The 19,862-nt window shown below is 71.9% G+C and carries 17 protein-coding genes; 11 read left to right on the forward strand and 6 right to left on the reverse strand.

What is annotated here, in order from left to right:
- Positions 1-151: 151 nt before the first annotated feature.
- Complete coding sequence (locus tag FJ091_17750) at positions 152-835, reverse strand: hypothetical protein (protein MBM4385199.1); 684 nt, start codon at positions 833-835, stop codon at positions 152-154.
- Between the two features lie 245 nt (positions 836-1,080).
- Here FJ091_17750 and FJ091_17755 point away from each other — a divergent pair, with 245 nt between their 5' ends.
- Both FJ091_17755 and FJ091_17760 read left to right on the forward strand, forming a co-directional pair.
- Complete coding sequence (locus FJ091_17755) at positions 1,081-2,346, forward strand: molybdopterin molybdotransferase MoeA (protein ID MBM4385200.1); 1,266 nt, start codon at positions 1,081-1,083, stop codon at positions 2,344-2,346.
- Positions 2,343-4,238 carry a molybdopterin biosynthesis protein gene (locus tag FJ091_17760; GenBank protein MBM4385201.1) on the forward strand — a complete coding sequence of 632 codons (1,896 nt, stop codon included), beginning with the start codon at positions 2,343-2,345 and terminating at the stop codon, positions 4,236-4,238. Before FJ091_17755 ends, FJ091_17760 begins: the two co-directional genes overlap by 4 nt.
- 9 nt (positions 4,239-4,247) lie before the next feature.
- On the opposite strand, the gene FJ091_17765 is transcribed toward FJ091_17760, so the two are convergent.
- Positions 4,248-5,129, reverse strand: a complete 882-nt coding sequence (locus FJ091_17765; GenBank protein MBM4385202.1) for a PEP-CTERM sorting domain-containing protein — start codon at positions 5,127-5,129, stop codon at positions 4,248-4,250.
- Positions 5,130-5,325: 196 nt separating this feature from the next.
- On the opposite strand from FJ091_17765, the gene FJ091_17770 reads away from it, so the two are divergent.
- The gene (locus tag FJ091_17770) at positions 5,326-6,012 is read left to right on the forward strand and encodes a response regulator transcription factor (protein ID MBM4385203.1); all 687 of its coding nucleotides are present in this window, start codon (positions 5,326-5,328) and stop codon (positions 6,010-6,012) included.
- Here the strand turns inward: FJ091_17770 and FJ091_17775 are convergent.
- Positions 5,996-7,771: a hypothetical protein gene (locus FJ091_17775; GenBank protein MBM4385204.1), complete on the reverse strand. Its 1,776-nt coding sequence runs from the start codon at positions 7,769-7,771 to the stop codon at positions 5,996-5,998. The genes FJ091_17770 and FJ091_17775 overlap by 17 nt on opposite strands.
- A 64-nt stretch (positions 7,772-7,835) precedes the next feature.
- On the opposite strand from FJ091_17775, the gene FJ091_17780 reads away from it, so the two are divergent.
- From FJ091_17780 to FJ091_17810, 7 genes are all read left to right on the forward strand, one after another.
- A complete protein-coding gene (locus tag FJ091_17780) occupies positions 7,836-9,014 on the forward strand; it encodes a class I SAM-dependent RNA methyltransferase (GenBank protein ID MBM4385205.1) in 1,179 nt (392 codons plus the stop codon).
- A 73-nt stretch (positions 9,015-9,087) separates the two neighbouring features.
- The gene (locus FJ091_17785) at positions 9,088-9,708 is read left to right on the forward strand and encodes a hypothetical protein (GenBank protein MBM4385206.1); all 621 of its coding nucleotides are present in this window, start codon (positions 9,088-9,090) and stop codon (positions 9,706-9,708) included.
- 83 nt (positions 9,709-9,791) lie between these two features.
- Positions 9,792-10,337, forward strand: coding sequence for a CBS domain-containing protein (locus FJ091_17790; protein ID MBM4385207.1), 546 nt, complete (start codon positions 9,792-9,794; stop codon positions 10,335-10,337).
- 32 nt (positions 10,338-10,369) lie between these two features.
- Positions 10,370-11,380: a zinc-dependent alcohol dehydrogenase family protein gene (locus tag FJ091_17795; protein MBM4385208.1), complete on the forward strand. Its 1,011-nt coding sequence runs from the start codon at positions 10,370-10,372 to the stop codon at positions 11,378-11,380.
- A gap of 127 nt (positions 11,381-11,507) precedes the next feature.
- The gene (locus tag FJ091_17800) at positions 11,508-13,787 is read left to right on the forward strand and encodes an EAL domain-containing protein (protein ID MBM4385209.1); all 2,280 of its coding nucleotides are present in this window, start codon (positions 11,508-11,510) and stop codon (positions 13,785-13,787) included.
- 916 nt (positions 13,788-14,703) lie between these two features.
- Entirely contained in the window at positions 14,704-15,267 is a 564-nt protein-coding gene (locus FJ091_17805) for a NifU family protein (protein ID MBM4385210.1), read from the forward strand.
- Between the two features lie 115 nt (positions 15,268-15,382).
- Positions 15,383-16,786 (forward strand): hypothetical protein, encoded by a 1,404-nt coding sequence (locus FJ091_17810; protein ID MBM4385211.1) that lies wholly within the window; start codon positions 15,383-15,385, stop codon positions 16,784-16,786.
- A gap of 35 nt (positions 16,787-16,821) precedes the next feature.
- Here the strand turns inward: FJ091_17810 and FJ091_17815 are convergent, their stop codons facing one another.
- A complete protein-coding gene (locus FJ091_17815; GenBank protein ID MBM4385212.1) occupies positions 16,822-18,042 on the reverse strand; it encodes a PilZ domain-containing protein in 1,221 nt (406 codons plus the stop codon).
- A 40-nt stretch (positions 18,043-18,082) separates the two neighbouring features.
- A complete protein-coding gene (locus FJ091_17820) occupies positions 18,083-18,856 on the reverse strand; it encodes a CPBP family intramembrane metalloprotease (GenBank protein ID MBM4385213.1) in 774 nt (257 codons plus the stop codon).
- A gap of 156 nt (positions 18,857-19,012) precedes the next feature.
- Between FJ091_17820 and FJ091_17825 the strand changes: the two genes are divergently transcribed.
- Complete coding sequence (locus FJ091_17825; GenBank protein MBM4385214.1) at positions 19,013-19,573, forward strand: YqgE/AlgH family protein; 561 nt, start codon at positions 19,013-19,015, stop codon at positions 19,571-19,573.
- Positions 19,574-19,652: 79 nt separating this feature from the next.
- On the opposite strand, the gene FJ091_17830 is transcribed toward FJ091_17825, so the two are convergent.
- Entirely contained in the window at positions 19,653-19,808 is a 156-nt protein-coding gene (locus FJ091_17830; GenBank protein ID MBM4385215.1) for a diguanylate cyclase, read from the reverse strand.
- Positions 19,809-19,862 lie beyond the last annotated feature (54 nt).

Genomic DNA, 19,862 nt, shown 5'->3' on the forward strand with positions numbered 1-19,862 from the left:
CTAATGACCTTCGTTTGGCTCCGCCTCGCTGCGCGCTCCACTTGCTGGCGCCCCGCGCGTCGCCTCCGCGCGCAGAGAAGCGCGGCGCTGGCCGCGAGCGGTGTCGCGACGCGGGGCGCGGCCTGCGCGCCCGTCCCGATCGCGAGCGCGGCTACAGCGACCGCCCGCGCCGACATCGCCCAGCACGCACTGCGAGGGCCAGCAGCGGTGCGAGCAAGAGGGCTGCCGCACTCGGCTCCGCGACGGGCTGCGGAATGTTGAAGAAGAAGCTCTGCAGCGGTCCCGAGATCGTCGAGCCCGCGGCGAGGCCGACCGCGCCGATCGAGCAGGCGGTCGGGCTTCCCGTGCAGGTCGCGCTCGTGCCGAGGAAGGCGTTCCAACCGATCGAGTTCGAGAATGGCGTCGCGGGGAAAACCCCCAGGATTGAGCCGCCCGAGCTCGGGAACAACTCGAGCTCGAAGCGGCCTGCGCCGAGGCTGAAGAGCTGCAGGCTGTGGTCGCCAGGGGCGATGGAGCGCGCCACGATCGGATTCGTCATGCCGGGATAGATCGTGCGGAACGCGAACGTGCCGGTAGCCCCGGGGTTTTGGCTCCCAGCGTCCTCGACGTAGCTCCCGGTCAGCGTGCATGTCGTGACGCCCGACGCGAACGCGCATGGGCCCAGGCTGTAGAGACCCGTCCCACGTCCATCGGCGACGCCGTCACCGAGATCGCCGAGCCCCTGGTAGAGAAAGTCGCCGCTTGACGAAGTGGCGTGCCCCACGATCGGCGTGGCCGAGGCGGCGCCGGGGACGAGGAGCAGCAAGGGAAGGAGGAACGCGCCCAGCGGGAGCATCAGTGCCTCTCCTTGGAGTGCACCCCTTCCCACAAGCGAGAGGCGCGATCGGCTCGAAAACGGGACACCCGCGGACACGCAGGAAGTGGGCAGGCAGCTTCTAAAGTGTCACGCGAAAGCTCGAATGCGAGCGATCTCCGACCCGCACTGCGGAAGGCGTGCGCAGCGTGGGGATCTTGGGCACGGTTCCTCCCCGCGTGACGCCGCCCCCCGACCAGAACCGCCGCTCCCTTCGCGACGTGCGCCTGCGCGGCTTCGCGGCGCGGGCGGACGTAGAGGAGGTGGAGCGCTTCCTCGCCGCGAAGAGCGCGGCGCTGCCAGCGGAGCCGGTCGCGCTGCTCGCGTGCGCGGGCCGCGTGCTCGCCGAGGACGTGCGCGCCGCGGTCTCGGTGCCGAGCTTCGCGCGCTCCGCGATGGACGGCTTCGCGGTGCGCGGCGAGGACACGTTCGGCGCCTCGGACTACGACCCAGTCACGCTGAAGGTGCTCGGGCAGACGCTGCCGGGTCGCCCGTTCGCAGGGCGTGTCGGCGTGGGCGAGGCGGTGCGCATCATGACCGGCGCGCCGATTCCGGACGGCGCGGACGCGGTCGTGATGGCCGAGGTGTGCGAGGAGCGCGGCGACGTCGTCTCCGTCAGCGAGCCGGTGACGCCGCAGAAGAACGTCGGCGCGATCGGCGAGGACATTCGCGCGGGCGAGGTCGTGCTGCGCGCGGGCCGGCGCCTGCGCGCCCAGGATGCGGGGCTACTCGCATCGATCGGCGTCGCGCGCGTGCTGTGCCACCGCCGCCCGCGCGTGCAGCTCGTGATCACGGGCGACGAGCTGCTGCCGCCGGGTGCGAAGCCGGCCGGCGCGCGCATCGTCGACAGCAACTCGGTCGTGCTGCGCGCGCTCGCCCTGCGCGACGGCGGCGCCGCGCTCGAGTGCTCGCCGCTGCCCGACCGCCGCGACGTGATTCGGCTCGCGCTGCAGGCGAGCGACGCCGACGTGATCCTCGTCTCCGGCGGCAGCTCGGTCGGCATCGAGGACCACGCGCCCGGGCTGGTTGCGGAGCTCGGCACGCTCGACTTCCACGGCGTCGCGATGCGGCCCTCGAGCCCAGCCGGAGTCGGGCGCATCCCGCGCAGGGCGAAGGAGTACGCCGCCGCGAGCGAGCCCGCGCCGGGTGAAGCCTTCGTGTTCTTGCTGCCTGGCAACCCCGTGAGCTGCCTGTGCGCCTACGAGTTCTTCGCAGGGCCCGTGATCCGCGCGCTCGGCGGTCGCCCGCGCGCATGGCCGCATCGCCGCGTGCGCCTGCCCCTCGCGCGCAAGCTGGCGTCGCAGATCGGGCGCGTGGACTACGTGCGCGTCGCGATCGAGGACGGCCGCGTGACTCCGCTCGCGACTTCCGGCGCGAGCATCCTCTCCTCCACCGTGCGCGCTGCGGGCTGCGTGATCGTGCCGCGTGGGCGCGAGGGCATGGCGGAAGGTGAGGAAGTCGAGGTGCTGCTCTACGACGAGGAGCTGTCGTGAAACAGCGCCAGTTCCTCGAAGTGCTCGATCGCGACGAAGCCGAAGCGCGCTGGCGCGCGGCGATTCACGTCGCGCACGCGGGCATCGAAGAGGTCGCGCTCGCCGAGGCGCTCGGGCGCGTGCTCGCCGAAGACGTGCGTGCCGACGTCGACGTGCCCGCGTTCGATCGCAGCAACATGGACGGCTTCGCCGTGCGCGCGGCCGACACCTACGGCGCGAGCGAAGAGGAGCCGCGGCGCCTGACGCTTCTCGCGGAGACGATTCCGACCGGCGTCGCGCCGAGCGGCGAAGTCGCGCCGGGCGCCGCGATGACGATCGCGACGGGCGGCATGCTGCCGCGCGGCGCGGACGCGGTGGTGCCGGTCGAGAACACCGATGTCGACGGCGGCGCGCTGATCGTGCGGCGCGCCGTGGTGCCCGGCGGCAGCGTCTCGTTCGCGGGCACCGACATCGGCCAGGGCGAGACGGTGCTCTTCGCCGGCACGCGCCTCACCTCGCGCGAGACCGGCGTGCTCGCGGCGATCGGGCGAGCGCGCGTCGCGGTCGTGAAGAAGCCCGTCGTCGCGATCCTCTCGACCGGCGACGAGATCGTGCAGCCAGGCGAAGCGCTCATGCCGGGCGGCGTCTACGACAGCAACGCGCGCATCCTGAGCGACGCCGTGCGCGAGCTCGGCGCCGAGCCGCGCTTCCACGGTGCGTTCCGCGACGACGAGCCTGCGCTGCGCCGCGCGCTCGCGAGCGCGCTCGAGGGCGCCGACCTCGTGCTGCTCTCGGGCGGCACCTCGAAGGGCGAGGGTGATCTCAACGCGCGCGTGGTGGGCGACCTGACACCTGGGATCGTCGTCCACGGGGTCGCGCTGAAGCCCGGCAAGCCGATCTGTCTCGCTGCGCACGGCGCGCTGCCCGTCGTGATCCTGCCGGGCTTCCCCACCTCCGCGATCTTCACCTTCCACGAGTTCGTCGCGCCGGTGCTGCGCGAGATGAGCGGGCTCAGCGCGGCAAAGCGCGAGACGGTGCGCGCGCGCATGGCGCTGCGCACGAACTCCGAGCGCGGGCGGCTCGAGTACTTGCTCGTCGGCCTCGTGACGCGGAGCGACGGGCAGCTCGCCGCGTACCCGATGGGCAAGGGCAGCGGCTCGGTCACGACGTTCTCGCGCGCCGACGGCTTCGTGCGCATCGAGCGCAACGTCGAGATCGTCGACGCGGACGACGCGGTGGACGTGACGTTGTTAGGGAGGGAGATCGAGCCCGCGGACCTGGTGGTGGTCGGCAGCCACTGCGCGGGCCTCGACCTGATCGCCGGCGCGCTCGTGCGCGAAGGCTTCAGCGTGAAGGTGCTCGCGGTCGGTAGTCAGGGTGGCCTCGCCGCCGCCGAGCGCGGCGAGTGCGACGCAGCGCCGATTCACCTGCTCGATCCGAGGACGAACCTCTACAACGCGCCGTTCCTGAACGCAGACCTGAAGTTGTTACGGGGCTACACGCGCATGCAAGGAGTCGTCACGCGCCCCGACGAGCTGCGCGACACCGAAGAGCTGCTCGCCGACGCGAGTCTGCGCATGGTGAATCGCAATCGCGGCGCCGGGACGCGCGTGCTGATCGATCGGCTGCTCGCAGGGAGGAAGCCGCCGGGCTTCGCCTACGAGCCGCGCTCGCACTACGCGGTGGCGGCGGCGGTCGCGCAGAAGCGCGCGGACTGGGGCGTCACGATCGAGACCGTGGCGCGCGAGAAGGGGCTGCGCTTCCGCGCGCTCGCGAACGAGAGCTACGACTTCGCGATTCCCGCCGCGCGCTGGGATCGCCCCGCCGTCGCGGCGCTGCGAAGACTGCTCGAGCCGGGCTCGCTGCTGCGAGCGCGCCTCGAGGCCGCGGGCTTCGGCACGCCGCGCGACTAAAGCGCGGCGTCAGCCTCTGCGAGCGCGCCGACGCCACACCCAGAGCGCGATCGCGCCAGTGAGCGCGAGCAGTAGGGTCACCGCCGGCTCCGGCACCGGGGTTCCGAACGCGATGCTGGAGCCACTGCCTGCCAGGTCGAAGGGATCGCCGATGCGCGCGTAGCCGCCCGTCTCGAAGCCCGGCCCGCTGACTTGGACTTCCATCGTGTAGGTCACGACGTCTGTGGGCGCGAGAATCCCGAGGTCGATCGTCGTGATGAGCGAGTTGAACGTGTACCCCGCGACGTTGTTCGACTCCGAGAACCCCGTGCTGCCGAGATCGACGCCGCTCTTGGTGAGCGTGATGCCACTCGCGCCGCCGCGAAGCTCGGCCGCGGAGAAGAACACGACGCTGCCGTTCACCGCGAGCTCGATCCGGTAGCGAGCCATCGTGTCGTTGCCGAACTGGACACTCGCGTAGTCGAGCAGCGTGAGCTCTCCGGGCTTGATGATGAGCGTGATCGAGTTCGGTCCGGCCGTAGCCGGACTGTCGGTCCAGGTCGTGCGCGAGAGCAAGCTGAGCGGTCCCGGGTCGCCGTTGAAGAAGGTGCCGTCCGCTTGCAGCGCGGAGAAGATGCCGAGCGCCGTCTCGTTCTGCGCGGCGAAGGCGAAGGCGTCGCTCGGCTGTCCCGTCGAGCAGCCGCTGCCGGCGATGTTGCAGCGCGAAGCGCCGTCGCTCGTCGTGACCTGCGAGCTGAGCGCGCCGCCGGCTTGCGGTCCATCGCTGTCGGTCACGGGTCCGCTCGAATACAGCGCAAATGTCGTGATGATCGGCGCCGCGGCGGCCGCGCCCGCGAGCGACAGCGTGATGAGCATGGCGAGCAGCGGGCGGATCGAGCGGCAGCCGAGCATTGCGTTCTCCTGGGTGGAAGGCGGGCGCGTCGCGCCTACCCAACAAGTGGCGCGTTTCGCGGCGCTGTGACGAATGCGAGCTGTCGTAGAAACACACGACACGCCGGGCGGCGGGCCCGCTCGGCTCGCCACGGGCGCCGAGTCGTGGATTCACACGACGCGCTCGCGGTGTTCCTCGCGTGCGACACTCGCTCGCGTGACCGACTCGCTCGCCACGCCGGCTCGCATCGTGATCGTCGAGGACGACGCGCATTGCGTAGAACGCATGCTGCGCGCGTTCGCAGAAGAACCGAGTGTGCGCGTGGTGGCCATCGAGGCCTCGGTCGCTGGAGGATGTGCGGCGCTCTTGCGCGAGCGCCCCGAGCTGCTGATCACGGATCTCGGCTTGCCCGACGGCAGCGGCAGCGAGCTGGTACGCGCGGTCAGCGAGCACCAGCTGACGACGCTGCCGCTCGTGATCACGATGTTCAACGACGACAAGAACGTCTTCGATGCGATCGCCGCGGGCGCGCTCGGCTACCTCGTGAAGGACGCCGACGCGCGCGAGCTCGTGCGCGGCACGCTCGAGCTGCTCGCTGGCGGCTCGCCCATGAGCCCCGCGATCGCGCGGCGCGTGCTCGCGAGCTTTCGAGGGGCGCAGCCGAAGCCGAGCGAGCCGGCGGCGGAGGACCCGGACAAGCCGCAGCTCTCCGCGCGCGAGCGCGAAGTGCTCAGCTTGATCGTGAAGGGCTTTCGCTTCGACGAGATCGCCGCGCTGCTCGGCGTCTCGGGCACGACCATCTCCACGTACGTACAGCGCATCTACAAGAAGCTCGCGGTGCACTCGCGCGCCGAAGCGGTCTACGAGGCGACGCAGCTCGGGCTGGTCAAGCTCGCGGAGTGAACCAGAGCTGACCGCGAGTGCCCGCGGCCGAAGACTCGATCGCGAGCTCGGCGCCGAGCTGCGCGGCGCGCGTACGCATGTTCCCGAGGCCGCGTCCGGGTGGTGAGCTCCCGATGCCGCGTCCATCGTCACGAAGCTCGACGAACGCGGCGTTGCGACCGTCTCGCTCCGCGACGCCCGCGCTGAGCGTGAGCTCGCGCGCACTCGCATGCTTCACCACGTTCGCGACGGCCTCCTGGAGAACACGCTGCAGGTGCACCACCTGCTCGGGCGAAAGTCGAGGCGCGCCATCGACATCCCCCACGCGCCAAGTCAGCGCGAACCCGGCGCCGCGCGCGAGCAGGTCGAGGCGACTGCGCAGCTCGCCGAGCGCCTCGTCGATGCTGCGATCGCTCGAGCCGAGCGAGTCCACGGCGGCGCGCAGCTCGGCCATCGCCAGGCGCACGGAGTGCGCGAGTGCGACGTGGTCGTGAGGGGTGCGCTCTGCGAGCGCGAGCGTTGCGACGAGCTGCGCGCCGAGGCCGTCGTGCAGGTCGCGTTGCATGCGCTCGCGCTCCGCACGCGCGGCCCGTTCGCCTTCGAGCGCGACGAGGCGGGCTTGGCTCTCCGCGCGCGACCGGTTCAGCTCGTTTGTGCGCCCCAAAGCGCCGCCGAAGAAGTCGACGATCTGCACGAAGCTCGCGACGAGCAGCGGCAGGTGTGCGATCGGCAGCAGCGGGAGTCCGACGACTGGCGTCGATCCCCAGGCGAGCGGCACGTCGTTGAGGCCCCAGATCAGCGACACGGTGAGCCCCACCTGCAGGCTCTGCGAGCCGTCGAGCCATCGCATGGCGGGTGGGACGCGCAGGATGTGGAACAGATACAAGCCCCCGCCGAGCGCGAGCGCAGAGGCGCAGAGCGCGAGCGGGAAGAGCCAGCGCGCGGGCGCCATCAGGCTTGCGAGCACGAGCGCAGCGAGTACCGCGAGTGCGGCTCGTCCGAGTCGCGGGCGCCCGAGCTGAGCGCCGCGATGCACTGCCACGATTGCGCAGATCGCGCCCGCCGAGAGCGCGAGCGGCCAGGCGAGGAAATCGGCAGTGCGAAGCGGGAGCCCGCCGAGAGCGAGCACGGCGCAGGCTGCCGCGAGCCACGCCCACTCGCCGCCGCGCATCCGCCGAAACACCCCGAGATGTACGAGCGCGAGCGTGGCCGACACGACGACGAGCACGTCGGCAATTCCGCCGCTCAACGCGGCTCGCGCCCGTTGCGCGCCTTGGAGTGAGGGTGCGGGGCCTACGAAGAGCGGCGTGAGGTAGGCCGCGAAGCTCTCGCGCACGCGCAGTCGCAACACGATCTCGTTCATGCCGGGGTTCAGCTGTGCGGCGGGGATCGAGAGCCACACGACCTCCCGCCTGCCCCAGTGAGCGTTCGGTCCTCGCCCCACGCTTCCAAGCGCGCGCCCGTTGACGCGGACGTCAGCGCCGAATGCGACCTGTGCGATCAGCAGCTGAAGCGGCGCATGCGGCGCACCGTCGAGCTGGAACTCGGCGCGACACCAGACGTCGCGCCCGTCTCCGTGCGGTCGCCACCCCCATGGCAAGCGTGTCTCGCGCCACTCGGGTGAGCCCGCGAGCGGCGGCGTCTCGCTCTCGGCGGGCGCGAGCCACACCCGATCGACCCGCGTCACGCCAGCGCGGGGCTCGAGGTCCGCGCGCGCGACCATCCACAGCGCAAAGACGGCGGCGACGAGGAGGGCGACGAGCCAAGGCCGAGCGCGCATCGCCGCAGCATATGCCGCGCGCGTTTTCGTTCTGTCAAGCTGCGCGACTTCGCGAGGTGTGGCGGTGAGCGGAGAGAGCGCGAGCGAGCTCGTCGAGATCACGTCGCTCGCTGCGGGCGGCGAGGGCGTTGCGCGCGAAGCGTCCGGTCGCGTGCTGTTCGTCCGCGGCGCCGTGCCCGGCGACCTCGCGCGCGCGCGGGTGACCGAGCCGCACAAGCGTTTCGCGCGCGCGGAAATCGCGGAGCTGGTGCGCGCGAGCGCGCAGCGCACACAGCCGCGCTGTGCGGTGCACGGCGCGTGCGGCGGCTGCGGCTGGCAGCACGTCGCGTACGAGACGCAGCTCGCGGCGAAGCGCGCGATCCTGCGCGATGCACTCGCGCGCACCGCGGGCGTAGACCTCGCGTCGATCGCGCCGGTCGAGATCGCGCCATCACCCGAGCCCTACGGAACCCGCAGCCGCGCGCGCTTGTTATGGCGCGACGGCGCGCTCGGCTACCGGCGCGGGCGTTCGCACGAGCTCGTCGCCACGAGCGAGTGCCCCATCCTCGCGCCTCCGCTCGCCGCGGCGCTGCGCACACTCGCGGCGAGCGCGCCGCGCGGCAGCGGCGAGCTCGCGCTCGCGTGCGGCGACGCGGGCGAAGTCAGCGTGTCTGGCGCGCGCGTCGCCGGCTTCGACGAGCGCGCGATCTCGCTGCACACGCGCGGCGGTGAAGTCGCGATCTCGCCCGGCGGCTTCTTCCAGGCGCACGCGACGCTGCGCGGCGCGCTCGCGGACGCGGTGCTCGCCGCGGTCGGGAGCGGTGCGCGCGCGCTCGAGCTGCACGCCGGCGCGGGCTTCTTCACGCTCGCGCTCGCCGCGCAGTTCGCGGAGCTGATCGCGGTCGAGTCCGAGCCGCGCGCCGTCGCCGACCTGCGTGCGAACCTCGCGCGCGCAGGTCGCGCGAACGTGCGCGTGCTTCCACAGCGCGCCTCGCGTGCGCTCGCCGATCGCGACGTCGCGCGCTTTGCACCCGAGGCAGTCGTGCTCGATCCGCCGCGCATCGGCATCGGCGAGAGTGAGGCGAGCGCGCTCGCACGCCTCGGCGCCGCGCGCATCGCCTACGTCTCGTGCGATCCCGCAACCCTTGCACGCGACCTGCGCGTGCTGCTCGCGAACGGCCTCCGCCTCGCGACGTGCGCGGGCTTCGACCTCTTCCCGCAAACGCCCCACCTCGAAGCGCTCGCGGTGCTCGAACGCGCGTGACCGGCTTCCCTCCGGCTCGCGCAGTTCGCTGCTAGGGTCGCGTCGTCCTCGCTGCCCCTCCTCGAGTGCCAACGTGTCCCGCCGCAACGCCAGTGCGAGAGCGCCGCGCCCCGCCGGTTTCCCACCGCGCGCGTTCCTCTACGTCGAGGGGCCGCGCGATCGCGAGATCATCGAGGGCTGGGTGCAGCGCGCCCCGCGGCTCGCGGAGCGCGTGCGCGAGGCGACGGTGATCCTCGGCGGCCGTCAGCCAGCGCGCGCGCACGAGCATCTCGCCGAGGTGCGCGCCGAGCTCGGCGAAGCGCGCGGCCTGTGCGTGCTCGATCGCGACCAGGAGCACGCGCTTCCGGCCGGCGAGGAGAACGGCCTCGAGCTGTTCGTGTGGGGCCGCCGTCACATCGAGAGCTACCTGCTCGTGCCCGCGGCGCTGCGCCGCGCCATTCGCGGCGTGGACCCGCGCCTCGTGCGCGCGCTCGACAGCGAGCTGCCCGAACCCGGCGACGAGGCCGCGTGGCGGACCCTCGATGCCAAGCGCCGGCTCGAGACGAACGGCGCGCGCTTTCCGTGGGGGCGCCTCGCGCGCACGCTGCGTCACGACGAGCTGCATGCCGACGTGCACGCTTTCCTCGGCCGTCTCGCCGCGCTCTTCGAGGCGCCGCTCGCCCCGACGGTTACGAGCCGCAGCGGCCCGCTCTGACTTTTTCGCGGTGTACGGAACACCGCACACATCGCAGCCGAGCTCCGGGTGTAGGCTGGAGTCTTCGCACGAGGAGGCTCGCGATGGAAAACGAGCGCGACGCATACGATCCGCTCGTCGAGCACGACGAGGCGTACTTCGATCCCGAGCGCCCGCGCAGCTTCGACGCCACGCTGCTCGAAGCGCCGGCGGGCGTGCTGCAGGCGCGCCGCGCGCACGTGCTCTCGCGCGAGGACTCGGTCACCGACGCGGTGCGAGCGATGCAGAAGGAGCATCGCGGCGTCGTCGTGATCACCGAAGACGGCACCGATGCGACGCCGGTGATCGGCATCTTCACCGAGCGCGACGTGCTGTTCCGCATCATCGACGGCGGGCGCAACCCCGCGACGCTGCCGCTCGAGCAGGTGATGACGAGCGAGCCCGACTGCCTCGGCGAAGACGGCACCGTGGCCGACGTGCTGCGCATGATGAGCGTCGGCGGCTTCCGCCACGTGCCGCTCGTCGATGAGCAGCGCCGGCCGGTCGGTGTCGTCTCGGTGCGCGACGTCGTCGACTTGCTCGTGGAGGCTTTCCCGACCGAGATCGTCGGCCGCGGCGCAGAGCGCCAAAGCGAACGCGACGGCGGCTGAAGCGCGCAATCCTCTCCGCGAGGGGAGGCGCGATGCGCGCGTGGCAGGTTGTTAGGCCCGGTCCGATCGAACTCGACGGAGTGCTCGAGCTCGCGGAGCGCCCAGCGCCGCGGCCGGGCGCGGGCGAAGTGCTCGTCGCGGTCGAAGCCTGCGGGGTGTGCCGCACGGACCTGCACGTTGCCGAGGGCGATCTCGCGCCGAAGCGCACGCACGTCGTGCCTGGCCACGAGGTGGTGGGGCGCGTCGCGGCGCTCGGCGCCGGCGTAACGGCTTGGCGCGAGGGCGACCGCGTCGGCGTCGCGTGGCTGCAGCGTGCGTGCGGCGCGTGCCGCTTCTGCGCGCGCGGGGCTGAGAATCTGTGTCTCGCGCCGAGCTTCACCGGCTGGGACGTGGATGGTGGCTACGCGCCCTTCGTCGTCGCGCAGGCCGAGTTCGTGTACGCGCTCCCGGAGCAGCGCGATGCCGCCGAGCTCGCGCCGCTGCTGTGCGCCGGCATCATCGGCTACCGCGCCTTCGCGCAGTGCGGGGTCGCGCGCGCGGGCGCGCGGCTCGGCATCTACGGCTTCGGCGGCTCCGCGCACATCGCGATTCAGGTCGCGCGCTACTTCCGCAACGAGGTGTTCGTGGTGAGCCGCGGCCAGCGACACCAGAGCCTCGCGCGCGAGTTCGGCGCGCACTGGGTCGGCGGGCCCGGCGAACGCCCGCCCGAGCTGCTCGATGCCGCGATTCTGTTCGCCCCGGCCGGCGACATCGTGCCCGACGCGCTCGCCGCGCTCGATCGCGGCGGCGTTCTCGCGGTCGCGGGCATTCACCTGAGCGCGATCCCGCCGCTCGATTATCAGGCGCATCTGTTTCAGGAGAAGACGCTGCGCAGCGTCACCGCGAACACGCGCGCCGACGGCCGGGCGCTTCTCCGACTCGCGGTGGAGATCCCCATTCGTACGCAAGTCATGCGCTACCCGCTCGGTTCAGCGGTTGAAGCGCTGCGCGACCTGAAGGCCGACCGAGTGCGCGGCGCGGCGGTGCTGATGCCCGAAAGCTGAGCGCCTGCGCAGGTCATCGCCCTTCAGCTGCTCTCTGCGCGAACCGAAAACGCTGCTGGCCTGGTGTCGGCCAGGAGGCGGTGGAGTCTTGCGAGCGCGGTCGCAGAGAGCGGCGAGGGAGCACGAGGTGCGCGAGCGCTCTGGCGCGCCGCGCGCGCTCGTGGTCGATTCGGACCCCGTCGTCCGCGAAGTCGCTGCCAGCGCCCTGCGCGACGCCGACTTCGACGTGAGCGAAGCGGCCGACGCGAGCAGCGCGCTCGCTCAGCTCCCACGCGTGCGTCCGATGCTCGTGCTGGTGGACAGCGATCTACCCGGCCGCGACGGCGTCTCGCTGTGCGAGGCGATTCGGCATCTCCCGTCCGGCGCTCGCGCAGCGATCGTGATGACGACCTGGCTCGATCGCCCGGGCTGGGTGGAGCGCGCGTTCGCTGCGGGCGCGAGTGACGTGGTGCGCAAGCCCATCGACGCGCAGCTTCTCGCCTACCGCGCGCGCTTTCTGGTGCGCACGAACGAGGTGCAACGCAAGCTGCGCGAGACGCTCGATGAGCTGGAGCAGAACCGCGCTCTGCTCGCGGACGCGCACCGCATCGCGCGGATCGGCAGCTGGCAGTGGGAACCGGAGACGGGCGAGCTGTTGTGGAGCGAGCACGCTGCACGCGTGGTGAAGCTTGCGCCCGAGGACGCCTCGCTGCGCGGGTTCGCCCGCTACCTCGCGAGCGTTCACCCCGACGACGCACCCGCGTTGGAGAAAGCGTTCGCGACGACCGTCGCGGAGGGCGTTCCGCTCGACGTCGAACATCGCGTGCAGGCCGAGACCGAGAGCGAGCGCATCGTGCACCTGCGAGGTGAGCTGCAGTGGGACATCGCCGGCCGCGCGCTCCTGCACGGGACCGTGCAGGACATGACGCAGCGCCGGGAGAGCGAGGCGCGCATCCATCAGCTCGCAAACTTCGACGCGCTCACGTCCCTGCCCAATCGCGCGCTCCTGGCGGATCGCCTGGAAGCGTCGATCCGCGACGCCGCCGCGAAGCGCGAGCGCGTGGCGTTGGTTGCGCTCGGTCTGGATCGCTTCCGGCGCATGAACGACGCCTACGGGCGCACGTTCGCGGACGAGCTGCTGCGACGCAGCGCGCGGCGCATCGCGTCGTGCGCGCGCAGCGCGGAGGAGCTCGCCGATGCCGGCGAGCCGGTGGTCGCGCGCCTCGCTGGCGACGAGTTCGTCGTCGTGGTGGGAGGCATCACCAGCGCGAGCCAGGTCGAGGGCTTTGCTGCGCGCCTGCTGCGCGCGACGAGCCGCCCGATCGCTTTCGGCGACGAGCGCGTCGAGCTCACCACCACCGCTGGCGTCGCGCTCTACCCGGACGACGGCGGCGACGGCGGCACGCTGCTGCAGAACGCGGTCACTGCGATGCAGCAAGCCAAGCGCACGCAGCGCGGCGAGTACCGCTTCTACAGCGCGCAGCTCTCGAACGAGGCGGCGCGCGGCCTCGAGCTCGAGCGGCTGTTGCGGCGCGCGCTCGCGAGCGGTGAGGGGCTCGAGCTGGCGTACCAGCCGCAGCTCGCGATCGACGGCGAGCGCTGGAACGGCGTCGAGGCGCTGCTGCGGCTGCGCGGCGCCGACGGCGCGCAGATCTCGCCGCTCGAGTTCATTCCGATCGCCGAAGACACCGGCCTGATTCTGCCGCTCGGAGAGTGGGTGCTGAACGCGGCGTGCCGCGCCGCGCTCCACTGGAGCACGCAGGCGCAGCCGCTGCGCATCGCGGTCAACGTGTCGAGCCACCAGCTTCGCCACGGCGACTTCGTTTCGAGCGTGCGCGCGGCGCTCGCGAGCAGTGGGCTTGCTCCTCAGCGACTCGAGCTCGAGATCACCGAGAGCGCATTCGTCGAGGACCTCGGCGGCGCCGCGCAGACGCTCGGCGCGCTGCGCCGCATGGGCGTGCGCATCGCGCTCGACGATTTCGGCACGGGCTTCTCCACGCTCGCGAACCTGATGCGCCTGCCGATCGACGTGCTCAAGATCGACCGCGCCTTCGTGCGCGGCATCGAGACCGAGGAGCACGCGCGCGCTGATCGCCGCCGTGATCGGCATCGCGCACCGGCTCGGTCTCAGCGTGGTGGCCGAAGGTGTCGAGACGAGCGCGCAGGCCGAGTTCCTGCGCGCCGAACGCTGCCACTTGTTACAGGGCTACCTGGTCGGGAAGCCGATGCCGAGGGACGCGATCGAGGAGCGGCTCGCTTCAGCCTGAGCGCGCCGCCTCCGCCATCGCCTCGAGCTCGCGCGCGATGTTCGGGCCCGCGGGCTGGTAGGCGAGCTCGGTCACGCCCTGCGCTTCGAGCGCGGCGAGCTTCGCGCGCCAGCCCGCGCGATCGAGCGCGAGGCCCGTCTTCGCGAGCAGCTCGCCCGTAACAAATGCTCTGTCGCGCGGGTTGATCGCGATCAGGTGTTGGTCGTGGATCGCGAGATGGCGCGTGCGCTCGGGCTCGCGCTCGTAGACCGCGGCCCACTCGGCGCCGTTCGGAAGCATGCCGAGTTGGCCGTGCTCGATCGCCCAGTGGAGCTGCACCGAGGCCGCGTGGCCCGCGGCGGCGAGCGCGCGCGCGGAGCCCGCGCTCTCGCCAGGATCGAGCACGGTGCCCATCGCGAGCAGCACGCTCCACGCGAAGCCGCCGATCGGCGCCGATGCGAACACGCCCTCGCCGAGCTCGCGCGCCGCGGCGACGCCCTTCGGGCCCGCGGCGGCGATCACGAACGGCACGTCGAGAGGGCGCGCGGTGGCGTACCCGTCGGGATGCATCATCTGGATCGCGCGGCCCTCCCACAGGACCGTGTCGCCCCGTAACAACCCGCGCACGGCGCGCACGTAGTCGCCCACGAACTTCCACGCGAGGGGGCGCTGGCCCAGCGTGAGGCGGCCCGTGAAGCCCGATCCGATCGCGACGGCGACGCGCTCCGCGCCGGCGATGTGCGCGAGCGTCGCGATCGCCGCCGCGTTGGTCATCGGGTGGCGCAGGCTCGGCACGAGCACCGCGGGTCCGAGGCCGATCCGCTGCGTGCGCTCGGCCGCGCGGCAAAGCTGCACCCACACGTCGGGATACAGCGCGGGCGAGTCGTAGAACCACGCGCGCCGGTAGCCGAGCTGCTCCGCGATGCGCGCGTGCTCGTGGCTGTCGTTCGAGGTGGCGAAGGCGCAAGAGAGCGTGAGGGACATGGCAGCTCCGAGGTGAGGAGCGGACACGGTATCGCGGGCTGCGCGGGCTCCGAGCATTGAGCGCGGCCTCCGCCTTGCGCGGGTCTCGCATCGATTCGCGGTTACTCTGAGCCCATGTCCTCCCTCCTCGACTTCCGCTTTCACGCCGAGCGCACGCCGAACCCGCAGTCGCTGAAGTGGGTGGTCTCGAAAGACCTCACGCCGCCGGGCGTCACCGCGAACTTTCAGGCGCCCGTCGGCGCCGATGTGTCGCCACTCGCGGCGCGACTGTTCGCGATCGCAGATGTCACCGGCGTGTTCGTCGCGCCCGGCTTCGTCACGGTCACGAAGCGCGAGGGGCGCGAGTGGACGGAGCTCGCGCAGCCGATCGTCGACGCGCTGAAGGCGTTCGCGGCGAGCGACGAGAGCGCGCTCGGCCCGGCGTTCTCTCCGGCGGATCGCAGCGAGGAGAGCGGCGTCGTCGCGCGCATCAAGGAGATCCTCGAGAACGAGGTGCGGCCCGCGGTTGCTCGCGACGGCGGAGACGTCGTGTTCGCGGGCTTCCACGACGGCGTCGTGGAAGTCGTGTTGCAGGGCTCGTGCGTGGGCTGTCCCAGCTCGACAGCCACTTTGCGCTTCGGTATCGAGGGCCGCCTTCGCGAAGAAATTCCCGAAGTGATCAAGGTCATTCAGGTCTAGGACGAAAGCGCCGTCACGGTCGTTCGTTCGCTGCGCGCATCCCCCATCCGCGCAGCGCGGAAGCACGAGCTCGGAAGACTCGCCGCAGCGGTGGAGAGACGGAGTGGCGAACGGAATGGGGGAGCGACACGCCTCGCGCAGGCGCATGCGACTGCGCGGGCAGCTCACGATCGCAGCTCTCTGCGCGGCACTGCCGCTCGCGCTCGTCGCGCTGCTCACGCCGAGTGGGCCGCCGGCGCCCGCGGCCCCGCGCCTGCCCGCGATCGAAGTGCCGCCGCCGCGCGCACTCGCGCCGCCCGCAGCGGCTGCGCCAGCGGGGTCGCCTGCGCCCAGTCCGGTGGCGGTAGCTGAAGAGAAGCCGCGCCCGCGGCGCGCCGTGCTTTCACCGGACGCGCTCGCGGCGCCCACGAGCCGCAAGGCCCTCCGCGCGCTGGAAGAGAACGTGGGCGCGTACGAGCGCAACATCGCGCTCGACTCCGGGGACATTCGGCTGCGTTACACGCTGAATCCGGAGCTGACGCGGGCGATCTGGCGCATCGTCGACCAGGGCCGCGTCGAGCGTGCGCACATCGTGGTGATGGACCTCGAGACGGGCGCACTCGCGGCGTACGTGTCCACCGACCCGAGCACGTTCCCGCCCGACCGCGCGTACCCCGCTGCGTCGCTCGTGAAGGTTGTTACGGCGGCGGCGGCGCTCGATGCCGCGCCGTCGCTCGCCGGCGCCACTTGCCGCTACGCGGGCAGCCCATACGTGCTCACGCCCGCGCGTCTGAATCCGCCCAAGCGCGGCAACGAGATCACGATGGGGAAGGCGCTCGCCACGTCCAACAATCAGTGCTTCGCGCAGTGGGCGGTGCATCGCGTCGGCGCGCGCGGGATGCTCGACGCGATCGATCGCTTCGGCCTGCTCTCTCCGCCGGCGCCCGATCATCCGCCGGGCGACGTCGAGGACCCGGGCCATAACAGCTTCGCGCTCGGCAAGCTCGGCTCAGGGCTCGACGGCCTGATGATCACTCCCCTCCACGCCGCGCAGCTCGCGGGCACGCTCTCGCACGGCCGCCTCGTCGAGCCGCGCTGGATCGACTCGGCGCTCGGCGCGCACGGTGAGCCGCTCGCAGTCACGGGTGCGTCGGCGGACCGCGCCGTCCTCTCGGAGCGCCTCGCCGGGCAGCTGCGCGAGCTGCTCACGGAGACCACCGAGCGCGGTACCGCGCGGCGCGCCTTCCACCCGCGCGGGAGAGCGCTGCTGCCGGGGATCGAGGTCGCAGGGAAGACGGGCAGCCTCACGGGCAAGAATCCGCCCGGCCGCTACGAGTGGTTTGCGGGTGTGGCGCCGGCGAACGCGCCGCGAATCGCAGTCGCGACCGTATCGGTGCAGGGGCCGCGCTGGTGGACGAGCGGCAGTCAGCTCGCTGCCGAGGTGTTTCGCGCGACGTTCTGCCCGAACGGGAAGTGCTCGGCGGATGCGGCCAATCGGCTCGCCCCGCAGCAGCTTCAGCGGACCGTCGCGCGGGAGTAGGTTCGCCGCGCGGTCCTCGCAGCGCGGGGCGCGCGTTACTCGTGCCGGAAGTTCGAGAGCACCTTCGAGACGACGCTGCCGAGCCCGGCGGTTTCGCCGCCCTGCAGCGACTCGATACTCGGGAGACGCGCCACGAGGCGTTCGAGGCGAGATGAATCGCTGCGATCGATGCCCTCGAAGGAGAGGCCGAGGCCGTCGCCGGCGTCGTGCGTGACACGCGCCTTGACCGCGAAGGGCTCCTCGCGCGGCGACGCGTAGATGGCGAGCTCGAGGAGGTCGCCGACCTGGAGGCTCTCGTTGTACTCGACGCGCATGCCGCCGACCGAGAGGTCGCGGCCCAACAACACGGACTCCGCTTCTGCGTCGAGCCGCGCCACTTGCTTGGAGAACGCCCCCCGCGCGTGCTGGCGACGCTCCTGCTTTGTCGCGGAGTCCTTCACCGGGGCGGGCGGCTTCGCTGGAAGTTTCGGCAACGACTTCGCCTTCGGCATGACGGCGGGTTTGCTCGCGGGCTTCGCGGCGGCGGGCGCTGCGGCCGGCGCGGCGGCGCGGGCAGGCGCCTTCGCCCCGAACACGCGTGGGTCGTCCATGCCTGCGGCCTCGCTCACGCGCTTCATCAACTCGCGCACTTCGGCGAGCTTTTCCTTCGAGAGGTCTTCGTAGGCGAGGCCCATCTCGTAGCGGCCCTGGGCGTCGGGCCGCGCCGAGACGCGCACGACCTTGCATGGCAGTGCGAGGCCGTTGGGCGCGAGCTCCTTCGGCACCGGCAGCGTGAAGCGCGAGCCGGCCGTCAGCGGATCGCCGAGCAGGCGGCAGCCGCGCTGCGAGATGTCCGCGAGCAGAGCGGTCTTGCGGCGGAACAGCGAGCGGAACGAGATCTCGAGCCCGATCGCCACGCGCTCTTCGCGGCGCTTTTCCTCACCGGCGTAGAGCGCGCGGAGGAGCACGAGCCGCAGTGCGACGTCGTGGATCGGGCGGCGCAATAACAAGTCGAAGCCGACGCGCCGGAGCATCGCGCGCAGCGTGTTCGAGTCTTCGGTCACGACTGCGATGCGATAAGGGCTCGAGCGCGGCCAGTCCTTCGTGAGCATCGCGCGGCGCGCGGTCGTGACGATCACGCGCCCCGGCGGCGCGACTTGCTGCGGGATCGCGGCGCCACGCAGATGCGCGAACTCGACGCCCATCTGGTCGAGCAAGGCGACGATGTCGTTCAGCTCACCGTCGTCGACCACGAGCATTGCCGGTGCCTGGGGCATGCATCCCTCTTCGCCTCGGCACGTTTCGGATGCGCGATTGTCAGGCTGAAGGGGCGAAACCGCTGCGCAGCGGCTTTCTCGCGGCAAGCCAAAGCAGCGCGAGGGCGAGCAGCAACCAGAGTGCGGCCTCGCTCACAGAATCGGGACGCGGCAGCGCACGGGCAGCGGGCGAGATCTCGGCGAGAGTCGCGGCGAGGTTGTTCGCGACGTGGCACGCCACCGCGGCCCACGTGCTTTGGGCGAGCCAGGCGACCGCTCCGAGGTAACAGCCGAGCAGGAACGCGGCGGGCGTGTGGACCCAATCTCCGTGGAGGGCCCCGAACACGACCGCGGCGGCCGGAATGCTCCAGGCGCCGATGCCGCGCGCGAGTCCGCGCTGCAGCCCGCCGCGCAGCAAGAGCTCCTCGCCGATGCCCGTGGCGATGCCGAACGCGAGCAGCACGAGCCACGCCGCGCGCTCTGCGCCGGCGCGCGCCGCGGCGTCGAGCTGCGCAAGGGAGCCCGTCTCGCGCAGGCCGAGTGCCTCGACCGCGAAGCCGAGGGCGCCCGAGAGCGCGAGCGTGCCGAGCAGGCACGCGAGCAGCGAGGATGCGCCGAGCCGGCTGCGCACGAGGCCGAGGCCTTCGCGGATCGTGCGCTGCTGCGAGAGGGCGACGAGCCCCGCGAGCCCGCACCAGCACACCTGCAGCGCGAGCGTCTGCCACAGCACGAAGTGCTCGGCGCGCATCGCCGCGCGCAGCGCGACCGGCAGCGCGGGCGCCGCCACTGCGGCGAGCAGCGCGAGCAGCGTGAGGTCGACGCGGCGCGAGTGCATGCCGCGAAGTTCGCACGCCCGAAGGCTCACGCGACTGGAACCCATCTCAGTATTCCTACCGTCGCCGGGCGCTTCGTCTTTCTCCGTCTGGCCAGCCGGCCAGATCCGCGCGCCGGGCTCGGTCCAGAATTCTGAGATGGGTTCTAAGCTGCGCGCATGGCTGCCACCCCGCTCGCGCCGGCGTTCTTGATCGCGCTCGACGTGCTCGTGGACTCGAACTTTCGGCGCACGGTCGTGCTGATGCTCGAGCACGATCCCGAGCAGGGTGCGATCGGAGTCGTGATCAACCGGCCGAGCGACGTTCCGCTCGCGCAGCTGTGCAAGACACAGAGCATGCGCTGGCTCGGATCGCCGACGACGCGCGTCGACTGGGGTGGCCCGGTCGGCGAGGACCAGGGCTTCGTGCTGCTCGACGACGCGGCGGCCGAGGGTGTCGATGGCGCGATCTCCCTAATGCCTGGGCTGCAGTGGGCGCGCTCGCGCGCTGCGCTGAAGCGGCTCGCCGACGACCCGGAGGTGAAGGCGCGCGCGGTGCTCGGCTATGCGGGCTGGGCGGCGGGGCAGCTCGAGGCCGAGATCGCCGCCGGCGCGTGGCTCGTGGTGCCTGCGCTTCCGCGCATCGTGTTCGACACGGAGCCGGGTGCGCGCTGGGAAGCTGCCGTGAGGAGCATCGGCGTCGAACCCGCGAGCCTCGTGGCATCGACGAGCGTCAACTAACGCGAACGGCCGCAAGCGAAGCGCGCAGCATGGGGCGAGTCCGCGACCCCGGGACCCTCGATGCCCTGAGAGAGCAGGTTCACTGCGAAGACTCGGCCCTCGATCTGCCCCCGCGCTTGGCGGAGTAGAGGGCGCGGTCGGCGGCGTCGAGCAGCGTGGGAGAGTCGGCGACGGTCGGTTGCCAGGCGGAGACGCCGGCAGAAATCGTTACGGGCAGGCGCGCGTGTTCGTGCATGAACGGCGCGCTCCCGACGCGCGCGCACAGCCGGTGCGCGAAGAGCTGGGCGCC

Source organism: Deltaproteobacteria bacterium (assembly GCA_016875395.1).
Classification (GTDB): domain Bacteria; phylum Myxococcota_A; class UBA9160; order UBA9160; family UBA6930; genus VGRF01.